This is a genomic window from Rouxiella silvae (assembly GCF_002093625.1).
GTDB classification, from domain to species: Bacteria; Pseudomonadota; Gammaproteobacteria; order Enterobacterales; family Enterobacteriaceae; genus Rouxiella; species Rouxiella silvae.
In genome coordinates, this window is record NZ_MRWD01000002.1 from 32,396 (window position 1) to 44,716 (window position 12,321).

The 12,321-nt window shown below is 52.4% G+C and carries 10 protein-coding genes and 1 pseudogene; 5 read left to right on the forward strand and 6 right to left on the reverse strand.

Annotation, left to right across the window (positions count from 1 at the left end; translation table 11 throughout):
* Positions 1–152: 152 nt before the first annotated feature.
* From BS639_RS01225 to BS639_RS01235, 3 genes and pseudogenes are all read right to left on the reverse strand, one after another.
* Positions 153–459 (reverse strand): annotated as a pseudogene (locus tag BS639_RS01225) (DUF1471 domain-containing protein).
* A 327-nt stretch (positions 460–786) separates the two neighbouring features.
* Positions 787–1,653, reverse strand: a complete 867-nt coding sequence (gene nfo, locus BS639_RS01230; RefSeq protein WP_084982026.1) for a deoxyribonuclease IV — start codon at positions 1,651–1,653, stop codon at positions 787–789.
* A 110-nt stretch (positions 1,654–1,763) separates the two neighbouring features.
* Positions 1,764–2,873 carry a YeiH family protein gene (locus BS639_RS01235; protein WP_084982027.1) on the reverse strand — a complete coding sequence of 370 codons (1,110 nt, stop codon included), beginning with the start codon at positions 2,871–2,873 and terminating at the stop codon, positions 1,764–1,766.
* A 267-nt stretch (positions 2,874–3,140) separates the two neighbouring features.
* On the opposite strand from BS639_RS01235, the gene yieE reads away from it, so the two are divergent.
* The 4 genes from yieE to BS639_RS01255 all read left to right on the forward strand — a co-directional run bounded on the left by yieE (position 3,141) and on the right by BS639_RS01255 (position 7,782).
* A complete protein-coding gene (yieE, locus tag BS639_RS01240) occupies positions 3,141–4,013 on the forward strand; it encodes a DNA-binding transcriptional regulator YeiE (RefSeq protein WP_055783310.1) in 873 nt (290 codons plus the stop codon).
* 130 nt (positions 4,014–4,143) lie between these two features.
* Complete coding sequence (locus tag BS639_RS01245) at positions 4,144–5,619, forward strand: amino acid permease (protein WP_055783314.1); 1,476 nt, start codon at positions 4,144–4,146, stop codon at positions 5,617–5,619.
* 223 nt (positions 5,620–5,842) lie between these two features.
* Positions 5,843–6,940 (forward strand): FecCD family ABC transporter permease, encoded by a 1,098-nt coding sequence (locus BS639_RS01250; protein ID WP_055783317.1) that lies wholly within the window; start codon positions 5,843–5,845, stop codon positions 6,938–6,940.
* A gap of 26 nt (positions 6,941–6,966) precedes the next feature.
* The gene (locus tag BS639_RS01255) at positions 6,967–7,782 is read left to right on the forward strand and encodes an ABC transporter ATP-binding protein (protein WP_084982100.1); all 816 of its coding nucleotides are present in this window, start codon (positions 6,967–6,969) and stop codon (positions 7,780–7,782) included.
* A gap of 42 nt (positions 7,783–7,824) precedes the next feature.
* Here BS639_RS01255 and BS639_RS01260 read toward each other — a convergent pair whose 3' ends face one another.
* The 3 genes from BS639_RS01260 to BS639_RS01270 form a co-directional block, all read right to left on the reverse strand.
* Positions 7,825–8,820 carry an ABC transporter permease gene (locus BS639_RS01260; protein WP_055783320.1) on the reverse strand — a complete coding sequence of 332 codons (996 nt, stop codon included), beginning with the start codon at positions 8,818–8,820 and terminating at the stop codon, positions 7,825–7,827.
* On the reverse strand, positions 8,817–10,298 hold the full coding sequence (locus BS639_RS01265) for a sugar ABC transporter ATP-binding protein (RefSeq protein WP_084982028.1): 1,482 nt from the start codon (positions 10,296–10,298) through the stop codon (positions 8,817–8,819). Before BS639_RS01265 ends, BS639_RS01260 begins: the two co-directional genes overlap by 4 nt.
* Before the next feature lie 274 nt (positions 10,299–10,572).
* On the reverse strand, positions 10,573–11,241 hold the full coding sequence (locus tag BS639_RS01270; protein ID WP_055783323.1) for a peroxiredoxin-like family protein: 669 nt from the start codon (positions 11,239–11,241) through the stop codon (positions 10,573–10,575).
* 148 nt (positions 11,242–11,389) lie between these two features.
* On the opposite strand from BS639_RS01270, the gene BS639_RS01275 reads away from it, so the two are divergent.
* Entirely contained in the window at positions 11,390–12,277 is an 888-nt protein-coding gene (locus tag BS639_RS01275) for a LysR family transcriptional regulator (RefSeq protein ID WP_055783325.1), read from the forward strand.
* Positions 12,278–12,321 lie beyond the last annotated feature (44 nt).

Below are 12,321 nucleotides of genomic sequence, written 5' to 3' on the forward strand. Positions count from 1 at the left end.
TAATCTAAGAGAGTTTGCGCGTGTTCCGGGACTTAACCCCGCTGGCTGGTTTAAGCCGTGATGCTAATAATTCAGTAGCGATTAACCTAATAAAAACGCCGCAAACTTTTCAGGAGTGCGGCGTTTTGTCTGAAGATTATCTGGTCGATACATTAGCCAAAGGCCACTTTATGATTTGATATTATAAAAGGTCGCGGTAGCCGCCATCACATGCTGCCCATCGTTACCCGGTTTATGCGATTCCACATTAGTAATATGGTACCCGACGGCACCTGCATCCAACGCTTTCTTAACAAATGCGTTATTTAACTCTTCAACAGACGTTGCCCAACTGACCGACGACACGCCTACAGGTTGCAGGGAGGCAATTTCACGATGTGATAATCCGCTGCGGATCAAAACAGGCTTAACGGCCTGAGGGGAGAATATGGATAAAACATCATTAACTAAGTTTTTCATGAAATTACACCTTATTATTCATCTTCTGAATCGGGTATTGAGCCGCACCGTCAATGAAAGAAAATGATTGCTCACCTAAATTATTGAACGGGCACAGCACTAATAAATACCTTTTCGTGTAACTATTTTTAGCTTTAATTGCTAATTACTTGTTAAAAAAAGTTCTGCCACACTTAACGCGATATTTAGGGATGATATTTTCAGTTGGTTACAGGTTGGGTGTTTTTGACATGAATTCAGGGCAGGGGATGAACCCTTTGTGGGCATAAAAAAAAGCCCGATCAATTTCAGGCTTTTTAACCAATAAAAGTTTATTTATACGCGCTATCAGGCTGCCGCTTCATCGTCATTGGCTTTTTGCTGTGATTTCAACCAAGCAATTTCATCAATCCAGATATCCGGATTAACGGTTTCGAGGATCATCGGAATATTGTCGAAACGCGGATCGGCCATGATATAGCTGAACGCCGTTTTGCCAATGTTGCCTTCGCCCAGACTATTATGGCGGTCAACGCGGCTGTTGAATTCGCTTTTGGCGTCATTCAGATGCATACCGCGCAGGTACTTGAATCCAACCACGTCCGAGAAGTTTTTGAAGGTATGCTCACAGTCTTCGCGGGTTCTCAGGTCGTAGCCTGCCGCGAAGGCGTGACAGGTGTCGATACAGACGCCGACGCGGCTTTTGTCTTCCACACCTGCAATGATTTTTGCCAGATGTTCGAAGCGGAAACCTAAATTGCTGCCCTGACCGGCGGTGTTTTCAATCACTGCGGTGACGCCAGCCGTTTTGTCGAGCGCAATATTGATAGACTCCGCGATAGTGGCTAAACATTTGTCTTCATCAATCTGCATCAGATGACTGCCGGGGTGAAAGTTCAGCAACGACAGACCCAACTGTTCGCAGCGCTGAAGTTCGTCGATAAAGGCCTCGCGAGATTTTTCGAGCGCCTCTTCAACCGGATGACCCAGATTAATCAAATAGCTATCGTGCGGCAGGATTTGATGGCTGCCGTAGCCATATTTTTGACAGGCGGCCTTAAAGCGTTCAATAACATCTTCTGCCAGGGGAGCCGCGCGCCATTGTCTTTGGTTCTTGGTAAATAGCGCAAATGCAGTCGCTTCCAGCTCATGTGCTCGCAAGACTGCCTGATCGACTCCGCCTGCCGCACTGACGTGTGCCCCTACAAATTTCATGTTACCCCCTGTTGAGTTATGTCCTATTGGTCAGAATGATAACTGCTTTATGCGCAAGGGGGCAGCCAATAAATGTTAAAACTCTTCCTATTTACGCCTTTTTATGAGGATTACAGCAGGTGTTGCACCAGTAAATTAATCCCTGCGCCGCCGACGATAAGCCAGACAAAAAGTAATGCCGCCATCATCAAAGGTTTGACGCCAGCCTGACGCAGTGCGCTGAAATGGGTGGTCAAACCTAATGCCGCCATCGCCATGGCGAGAAAAATGGTGTCCAGCGTCAGTAAAAATTGCACCCAGCTTTGCGGCAGCAGGCCGAAACTGTTAAAGGCCGCCACGCCGATAAACCACAGCGCAAACCACGGCAGAGTCATGCTCGACCACAGGCTTTCGCCCGGAGTACCGGTTTGCGCTGACGTGCGGTGACGGCCTTTCCACAGGCTCAGCAGTATCAGGAAAGGGGCTAGCATCATGACGCGGATCATCTTGGCAATCACGGCAGCATTTTCGGCGTCTGGCGTCACGCCATGTCCGGCGGCAACCACCTGGGCGACTTCGTGAACGGTGGAGCCGGTATAAATGCCAAAATGGGAGGCAGTTATTTGCAGCCAGTGATAATGCAGATTTAACTGCCACAGCCACGGGTATATGAAAATGGCCAGCGTGCCAAAAATGACCACCGTAGCCACGGCAACGGTCACTTTCTCTGATTCAGCCTTAAGTACCGGTTCGGTTGCCATCACCGCCGCCGCGCCGCAGATGCTGCTGCCCGCACCGATAAGCATCGCCGTGTCGCTATCGAGACCGAAAATACGTTTTCCCAACCAGCAGGCCAGCAAAAAAGTGCTGCTCAAGGTCAGCGCATCAATGACAATGCCGGATGCCCCCACGTCGGCTATTTGGATAAAAGTCAGTTTAAATCCGTAAAGAATGATGCCGAGTCGCAACAGTTTCTGCTTTGCCAGGTTAACACCTTCGGCGCACAGCGGACGGGCAGCGGGGTAAAAAGTGTTACCCACGACCATGCCGACTAAAATAGCTAGCGTGAGGGCGCTGAGGCCGAGAGAGCTCAGTGTTTGAAAGTGGCTTAACCACAAAGCGAGGGCTGTAATCGCCGCCGTAAGAACTAAACCCGGTAAAACGCGTCCAAAAGAGAATGAAGGCCAAAAAGTCCTGCGGGCCGGTGAATGTTTTAACTGCTCAGGAAGAGTGTGGCTCATGATGATGTCTCGCTTAGATTGCCTGTGAATAAGCTTATCCATCGTTGGTATAAATGTGAAATTGATTGTAATCCTATAACCAATCTAAAAAACTGGTATAGAATGACAGGACAACCTAACGCCAATGACTCGTGCGGTTAGCGCTATACTGATAAGGGGAGGAGCGGATTCGGCCGAGGGGTGCGTGTGAAAGTTTGAGCACTTTTTACTTTTGAATCAATCAAATTACTGGACTGCACCTGATCCGGTAAACGATAACGAGACTCTATGCATATTACACTGCGTCAACTTGAAGTTTTCTCCGAGGTGCTAAAAAGTGGCTCGACCACGCAGGCCTCCGTTATTCTGTCTTTGTCACAGTCGGCGGTCAGTGCGGCTTTGGCCGATATAGAAGGGCAGTTGGGGGTTAAACTGTTTGACCGCGTGGGTAAGCGTTTGGTTATCAATGAGCACGGACGTTTATTGTATCCCAAAGCGTTGGCGCTGCTTGAGCAGGCCAGCGAAATTGAGCGTTTGTTCAGCCACGACAGCGGTTCTCTCAAAATTGGTGCCAGCAGTACCATCGGCAACTATATGTTGCCTGCCATGATAGCCGGTTATCGGCTGGACTTTCCTGAAACCCCACTTGAGTTAAACGTCGGTAATACTGATGACGTCATTAACGCCGTGGCCGATTTCCGCGTTGACCTCGGCCTGATTGAAGGCCCGTGCCGAATGCCGGAGCTGATTACCCAGTCGTGGCTTGATGACGAATTAGTGGTGTTCGCCGCGCCGGATAATCCGCTGGCAGGAAAAAATCTGACCCTGCAAATGCTGGCAGAAGCACCGTGGATCCTGCGCGAGCGCGGTTCCGGTACGCGGGAAGTCTTGGACCACCTGCTTTTGTCGCAGCTGCCCGATTTTCATCTGGTGATGGAGTTGGGCAATTCAGAGGCCATCAAACACGCTGTGCGACATGGGATTGGCATCAGTTGTCTGTCTCGCAGAGTTATCGCCGAGCAATTAAGCAGCGGTTCGCTGGTTGAAATCAAACTTCCTCTGCCGCCGCTTATCAGAAAACTTTATCTGATCCACCACCGCCAAAAGCACATTTCCAACGCCTTATCGCGCTTTTTAACGTATTGCAAAGAGCTGGCATAAAGCGTTTTGCTAATAATACTCGGCCTATCATGAAGCCTTCTAATGATGGGGCGTTCCTGCTATTCAGCTCAGCTGTTTTTGCTACAATCCGCGGCTAAATTCAGACATGACGCGCAGATATAGGGCAAAAATGGCTCAACAGCATACAAAAAATCAGCAGGTGGCTCCCACACTGCGTCGAGAGCTCAAGGCTCGTCACTTAACCATGATCGCCATTGGCGGCTCAATCGGTACCGGTTTATTCGTTGCCTCAGGGGCAACCGTATCGCAAGCCGGACCCGGTGGAGCGCTGCTTTCCTATGCAATAATCGGCCTGATGGTTTATTTCCTGATGACCAGCCTGGGCGAATTGGCCGCCTTTATGCCGGTTTCCGGCTCTTTCTCTACCTACGGTGCCAAATACGTCGAAGAAGGTTTCGGATTCGCACTCGGCTGGAACTACTGGTACAACTGGGCCGTCACCATTGCGGTAGAGCTGGTGGCTTCGCAGTTGGTGATGAATTACTGGTTCCCGCATACGCCAGGCTGGGTGTGGAGTGCGCTGTTCCTGAGTGTTATTTTCCTGCTGAACTACATTTCTGTGCGCGGTTTCGGCGAGGCGGAATATTGGTTCTCACTGATTAAAGTACTGACCGTGATTATTTTTATCGCCGTCGGCGTGTTGATGATTTTCGGCATTATGAAAGGCGGTGAAACGGCGGGTTGGCACAACTGGACGATTGGCGATGCACCCTTCGCCGGCGGTTTTGCCTCGATGATAGGTGTGGCAATGATAGCCGGCTTCTCCTTCCAGGGCACCGAACTTATCGGCGTTGCGGCGGGGGAATCCGAAGATCCGGGTAAAAATATTCCACGCGCCGTGCGTCAGGTTTTTTGGCGTATTCTGCTGTTCTACGTGCTGGCCATTCTAGTGATCAGCCTGATCATCCCTTATACCGATCCAAGCCTGCTGCGTAATGATGTAAAAGATATTGGCGTCAGTCCGTTTACCCTGGTATTTCGCAATGCGGGTCTGCTTTCAGCGGCGGCGGTGATGAACGCCGTTATTCTGACGGCGGTACTTTCTGCCGGTAACTCGGGCATGTATGCGTCAACGCGTATGCTTTACAACCTGGCGACGGAAGGCAAAGCACCGCGTATTTTCGCCAAGCTGTCGAAGGGCGGCGTGCCGCGTAACGCGCTTTACGCCACCACGGTCATTGCCGCGCTGTGCTTCTTTAGCTCAATGTACGGCAATCAGTCGGTGTATATGTGGCTGCTCAATACTTCTGGCATGACCGGATTTATCGCCTGGCTCGGTATAGCTATCAGCCATTACCGTTTCCGTCGCGGCTTTGTGGCGCAGGGACGTGACCTTTCAATACTGCCTTATAAGGCGGGTTTATTCCCTCTCGGGCCGATTTTTGCCTTCGTACTGTGTTTGATTATCACACTCGGCCAGAACTATCAGGCATTCCTGCAGGATAAAATTGACTGGTACGGCGTGACGGCAACGTATGTGGGTATCCCGCTGTTCCTGGTGATTTGGTTTGGCTACAAGTTGACCAAAGGCACTCGATTCGTTAAGTATCAGGATATGGAATTCCCTGAAACTGATACGCATTAACGGCGTACGTCGTTAATCCCCTCCCGCACTGAAAAAAGTGGGGGAGGGGCCAAGTAATGCTTTGTTACTGCTTCACCGCCACTTTTACCGTTTTTCGGTAAGTCATAAAGCCCTCGAGCCTTATACTGGATTGATAATACTTATCGTTTATATTACTGTTACCTATCATCAGTAATGTATCCAGGCCTTTAACCGCGCCGTGCCAAGCGAGAAACAAGTTTACATGAGTGCTTCAACCGATCCCCTCCTTAATACTGTCAGCCATAAAGACGAAACGGGCATTGATGGCAGTGTCATGGGTCGCTATAACGCGATTCTTCGCCGTCGTCTCTCATTGATGTTGGTGCTGGTGTTGGCTATTTTTGCCTCGCTGGTGCTCGATTTTGTATTGGGGCCTGCGGGGTTATCGCTCGACACGCTATGGCAAACCATTTTCCACGCTCAGGCGGCGGACGCCGGTACGCGAGTTATTGTTTGGGATATTCGCATGCCGTATGCCCTGATGGCGGTAGCGGTTGGCATGTCTTTGGGCCTGGCAGGCGCAGAGATGCAAACTATCCTTAACAACCCGTTGGCGAGCCCGTTCACCCTGGGCGTATCTTCGGCTGCCGCATTTGGTGCCGCGCTGGCTATCGTGTTGAATATTGGTATTCCAGGCATTCCCGATCAGTGGTTTATCTCGGCCAACGCCTTTATTTTTGCCCTGCTTGCCGCACTGATGCTGGACGGCGTGACCCGCTGGACGCAGGTTGCCAGCTCCGGCGTGGTGCTGTTTGGTATTGCCCTGGTGTTTACCTTTAACGCACTGGTTTCGCTGATGCAGTTTATTGCCTCGGAAGATACCCTGCAGGGCTTGGTGTTTTGGACCATGGGCAGTCTGGCGCGCGCCACTTGGATAAAACTTGCCGTCATGGCGGGCGCATTCTTGCTGCTGTTGCCGATTTCTATGAAAAGTGCCTGGAAACTTACTGCGCTGCGCCTCGGTGAAGACCGCGCGGTCAGTTTTGGCATCGACGTGCGTCGTCTGCGCCTTGGCACTCTGCTGCGCATCAGCATTCTTTCTGCTCTGGCCGTGGCGTTTGTCGGGCCGATCGGCTTTATCGGGCTGGTGGCGCCGCACATCGCGCGCATGATGTTTGGCGAAGATCACCGTTTCTATCTTCCGGCCAGTGCGCTGATTGGCGCGTTGGTGCTTTCTCTCGCCTCGGTTGCTTCAAAAAATCTGGTACCTGGCGTTATCATCCCAGTCGGAATTGTGACCTCGCTGGTGGGTGTACCGTTCTTCCTGAGCATTATTTTGCGTCACAGGGGAACCGTATGAGCCTGAGTAACGATAACGTGATTGATATGCCTCAGCGTCACGCGATTGACGCCGCACAGGGTCTGCAAATTCGCAATTTCACCGCGGGTTACCCTAAGCGCGCGGTGATCCGCGAATTAAACGTGCCCAAGCTTCCACGCGGTGAAATTACCGTACTGCTTGGCCCCAACGGCAGCGGAAAATCCACGCTGCTGCGTGCGCTGGCGGGATTAAACCGCGCACAGGGAGAGATGATCCTCGACGGGCATGACTTGATGCAAATGCCGTTTTCCAAGCGCGCCGAGCAAGTCGTTTATCTGCCTCAGTCGCTGCCCGCAGGCGTGCATCTGCACGTGCTGGAGTCAATTATTGTCGCGCAGCGCGCCTCGGGAGGGCGTTCTCACCAATCGCAGACCACCGCGCAGGTGATGGACTTACTCAAACTACTGGGCATTGAGCATCTGGCATTGAGCTACCTTGACCAGCTTTCTGGCGGCCAGAAGCAGCTGGTGGGCTTGGCGCAGTCGCTGATTCGTCAGCCTTCGTTACTGCTGCTCGACGAGCCGCTGAGCGCGCTGGACCTCAATTATCAGTTCCACGTGATGGATCTGGTGCGCCGTGAAACGCGCAAAAGAAATATCATTACCGTGGTGGTGGTGCATGACATCAATATCGCGCTGCGTCACGGCGACAATGTGCTGATGCTTAAAGACGGGCAGTTGATTGCCGACGGTCAGCCAGAAGCGGTGATTACCGCCCAGAGTTTGGCAAAAGTGTATGGTGTTAGAGGGCGAATTGAACGCTGCTCGCAGGGAACCCCGCAAATCTTGATTGACGGCCTGGTAGACACGCCAAGCCTGTAACTTTCACGCCGCCTCTCACCATGAGGGACGGCGTTTCTTTGTCTATCTTTTCTGAATGTAGGTCAGCGCGAGCGCAACCGCCAGCACCAGCCCTTTAATAATATCCATCGCGTAATAAGGCACTGACAGCATCACTAAGCCATTCTGCAACACGCCGAGAATAACCGCTCCAAGCAGCGTACCCAGCGCATTGGGTTTACCTGAGCCCGCCAGTGAAAAACCAATATAAGCCGCCGCTACCGCGTCCATTAGGTAACCGCCACCGGCATTGACCTGCGAGGAGCCAATGCGCGAAGCCAGTAAAATGCCACCGGCGCCCGCCAGCACGGATGACATCAGATAGGCAATCACCCGATAGCGCGCGGTACGAATACCCGCTAGTCGCGCGGCCAGTGGATTACCGCCAATGGCGTACATGCGTCGACCGTGTTTGGTCAGCGACATAAACAGCTGCACTGCCACCGTCACGACCAGCATAACAATCACAATAACTGGGACTTGACCCAACAGGCTGAATACCGCAGGAACGCTCCCCTCCGCCATGTCACCGCTCGGCAAGAGCATATTTTCGGTAATCGAGCCGCCATAGCTGTAGGTCATCGCCGCACCCTGAATAACAAACAGGCTGGCGAGCGTGGCCAACATGTCTGGAATTTTAAGGATAACAATCAGAAAGGCGTTAAAAAGACCCACCAACAGACATAGCGTCAAGGTAATAGCGATCGCTTCGACGGTGCCGAAACCGTGCCAGACGAACATTGAAATCACCAGCGCATTGGCCAATGATGCGGTGGATCCAACCGATAAATCAAACCCGCCAACCGACAGTGAAAGTGAGACGCCAATGGCAATCACCGTGACGATCGCAATTGATCGCATGATGTTGATGATGTTCGACATTTCCAGGAAATTATCGGAAGCAATCCCAAACAGCGCAATCAGCGCCACGACAGTGAGCAACATCCCCCATTTATAGAGAAATTCGAAAACATGATGACGCCAGGGTTGGGGGGCGTTCAGGGGTAAGTCTTTGCTCACGCGGGGGTTCCTCCGGTTGAATAATCTAAAAGGGTCTGTTCATCAATGTCGGCGGCATTCACCTCGGCGACAATGCGGCCATCCCAAAGCACCAAAATTCGGTCGCACAGTCCGACCAGCTCGGCGAACTCGCCCGAAGCATAAATAATGCCTTTTCCCTGTTGCGCCAGACCGTCTATCAGCCTGAATACGTCCTGTTTTGCTCTGATATCAACGCCTTTGGTTGGCTCATCGAAAATCAGCACCTGACTTTCGCTGCGCAACCACTTGCCAATGGCGACCTTCTGCTGATTGCCGCCGGAAAGGCGTGCCAGCTTCTGTAGCGGCCCAGACGCACGGATGCCCAGCCGATTAATGATCTCTTTCGCCCAGCTCAACGCCGCGCGGCGGTTAAAGATGCTTAAAGTAGAAAAACTGCTGTCGGCGACCACGCTGAGGTTCATGGGAATATCATCATCGATAAAAATCCCCTCTTTGCGTCGCTCCTCGGGCACCAGCGCCAACCCCTGTTCAACCGACAGATACGGCTCGCGTGGCTTCCAGGGTTTTCCATTAAGCTCACCGTGCTCGACCTGACTTGGCGATGCACCAAACAGCGCCTTGCACAATTCTGTTTTACCCGCTCCCGCCAAACCAGCGATGCCGAGGATCTCGCCGCGATGCAGCGTCAGGCTGATATCACGCAGCTTGTCTTTGTCGTGCAGGCTTCGGATTTTTAACAGCGTTTCTGAGCTGTGAGGCGCACGACGCGGGGGATATATATCGTTAATTTGGTGACCAATCATCTTCTCGATGATGTGTTCGTTGGTCAACCCCTGCATGCTGTCGTCGCTAACCAGACGCCCGTCGCGCAGCACTGTCATTCGGTCGCAAATATCGCGCAGTTCGTGAATGCGATGAGATATAAACACCACCGCCATGCCTTCATCGCGCAGGCGGCGAACGAGCGTAAACAGGCGTTCACTTTCGGCGTGGTCCAGCGGGGCAGTCGGTTCATCAAGTATCAGGAAGCGGCATTTATGCGACAGCGCACGGGCAAGCAAAATCAGCTGTTTCTCGGCCAGCGTGCAGTTTTCGATGCGTTGACGCAGGTTAATTTTCAGCCCCAGCTGTTCAGTAAGTGTCTGTGCTTGCTGATAAATTTTTGACCACTTTAGCAAATGACCCGGTTCTGAAAGCGCATCGAGCATTATATTTTCGGCGACGTTCAGCGTGGGTATTAGGGCGACGTCAACTTCCTGCTGCACCAGATGAATACCGTGCTCGCGCGCGTGATGCGGCTGACTGATGGTCACCGGTTGACCGTCAATGAGGATTTGCCCGCTGTAGTGGTTATAAGCCCCGGCAAGCACGGCCATCAGCGTTGATTTCCCCGCGCCGTTGGCACCGACCAAAGCCTGCACAGCGCCACCTTCAAGAGTGAAATCCACCTGATGAAGCGCCGAAAAACCACCAAACGAGATTGAGATATTACGCATCTCTAAGCGTGAAGAAAGCGGTGGCGAACTCACGGTGCGAAGGCCTTTAGGTTAAAAAGTAAATAATTTGGTGAGGAAACCATGACTGAAAAAATTAAGCAGAAATTTGTATCATAGGCAGGGATTTAAGCAACAAACTTAGCGGCATATGGTGGAATAAAAAGTCATAAGGGCTGAGCTGACGTTTGCTTTGGTGTTATCCCCGCACCCATTTTTGAGAAGGGTTAGGGTGGGGGAGGTTATAAGCGGGGGCTAGCCTTAGTCAGGCAAAAACTCAAAGACCGCGTGCGCGACGCAGAGACGGCAGCATATCTTCAGGCTCAGGGCGGCGGGTGTAGTCAGGATTTACCTCCGCATAAAGGATGACGCCGTCCTGGCCTATCACATAGCGTGACGGCATGGGCAGTGTCCAGCTCGCATCGCCGTTGACGGTGGGTAAATCGTTGTTAAACCCCTTGTACACGTCAATCAGATAATCTGGCATGGCGAATCGCAGTCCGAAAGCTTCGGCGACGGCGTTGTGTGGGTCGGAAAGTATTGGGAAGCTAAGGTTATTCTGACGAACAGATTTGCGGCTGTTAGGTGCAGTCTGCGGAGAAATAGCCACCAGGTTGGCCCCCAGAGCCTCAAATTCAGGCAATGTTTCCTGTAACGCCTGAAGCTCCATGTTGCAGTATGGGCACCACACGCCACGATAAAAACTCAGCACCAGCGGCCCTTTTAACAGCAGCTCGGCACTTGATACCGGGATACCCTGTGGGTCATTAAGCGTGAAAAGTGGCGCTTTATCCCCCGCTTTGAGTGCGCGCTCGGCCTGGCCGGAGGCGATAAGCTCGGCGGTAGCGCGGTGCATGGTTTCTACCACTGAATGAGGTCGATTATAGGGTGGTTTGCCGGCTTCAAAATCTGCCTTGAAAGCGTCGAGTTTGGCTTGAAGTGTCATCACTGTCTCCTGAGATTAAAAGCATTACCAAGAATGAACTTCACGTGTACCCGAAGCGGGTGCCCGTTGGTGATAGCAATATTGGATGGCGCACGTTGGGAAGGGTAGATATGCTAAAGAGATAACGGCTATTCTCATCAGGAATAACATGGACCGATTTCAGGCAATGGCGACCTTTGTTAGGGTCGTGGAGACGGGATCTTTTTCTGCCGCGGCCCGGCAGCTCGAAGTTGGCCAACCGGCTGTTTCCAAAACGATCGCCCAACTTGAAGCGCGTTTGCAAACCAGTCTACTGACGCGGTCCACCCACGGCCTTACGGTGACAGAAGCAGGGCTGCGTTTTTACGAGCGGGCACGAACCGCCCTTGAAGAAGCTGACGAAGCCGAGTTGGCCGCCAGAGGAGCGGGACGCGGGTTATCAGGCAGACTGCGGGTTTCTGCGGCAACGACTTTTGCACGGCTGCATGTTATGCCCCATCTACCTCGTTTTCTTAGCGAACACCCAGAGCTGGATATCGACGTTATTCTCGACGATCGCGTCATTGACTTGATTGCCGAAGGCGTGGATGTGTCATTACGAATGGGACCCTTACCCGACTCCACGGCGGTTGCCCGCAGGCTGGCAACGTCCCCGCGCTCGGTAATCGCGACCTCGGCCTATCTGGAGAAAGCCGGGGAACCTCGAAATCCGGCTGAATTGGCGGAGCACGAAACCGTTATCTATCACCCAGGACCGAGTCAGTGGTCATTCACTCAGCATGGGAAGGTCACATCGACGGCCGTTCAAGGGAGAGTGCGGGTCAGTGCTGCGGAAGGACTGCGTACTGCCGTATTGGCCAGCATGGGACTGTGCATCGCCTCGGACTGGATGTTTGCCGATGAACTCAAAAGCGGAGCGGTCAGAAAAGTGCTGACCGCCTGGGCGTTGCCGAGCGTCGATCTTTGGGCCGTATTCCCCAACGGCCGCATGGCCAGCGCCAAAGCGCGTCAGTTCGCTGCTTTTGTCGAATCGATCGTTACCTCCTCTGACGATTAAATTCGCCCGAAATTTGCACAATTCATGCCCATAGGGTAATAATG

Bases quoted from the DNA above. Each gene is read 5' to 3' on its own strand.
- BS639_RS01250 (WP_055783317.1), top strand. From the start codon at position 5,843: ATGAGTGCTTCAACCGATCCCCTCCTTAATACTGTCAGCCATAAAGAC.
- BS639_RS01265 (WP_084982028.1), bottom strand. From the start codon at position 10,298: ATGCGTAATATCTCAATCTCGTTTGGTGGTTTTTCGGCGCTTCATCAG.
- BS639_RS01245 (WP_055783314.1), top strand. From the start codon at position 4,144: ATGGCTCAACAGCATACAAAAAATCAGCAGGTGGCTCCCACACTGCGT.
- BS639_RS01255 (WP_084982100.1), top strand. From the start codon at position 6,967: ATGCCTCAGCGTCACGCGATTGACGCCGCACAGGGTCTGCAAATTCGC.
- BS639_RS01270 (WP_055783323.1), bottom strand. From the start codon at position 11,241: ATGACACTTCAAGCCAAACTCGACGCTTTCAAGGCAGATTTTGAAGCC.
- BS639_RS01235 (WP_084982027.1), bottom strand. From the start codon at position 2,873: ATGAGCCACACTCTTCCTGAGCAGTTAAAACATTCACCGGCCCGCAGG.
- nfo (WP_084982026.1), bottom strand. From the start codon at position 1,653: ATGAAATTTGTAGGGGCACACGTCAGTGCGGCAGGCGGAGTCGATCAG.
- BS639_RS01275 (WP_055783325.1), top strand. From the start codon at position 11,390: ATGGACCGATTTCAGGCAATGGCGACCTTTGTTAGGGTCGTGGAGACG.
- yieE (WP_055783310.1), top strand. From the start codon at position 3,141: ATGCATATTACACTGCGTCAACTTGAAGTTTTCTCCGAGGTGCTAAAA.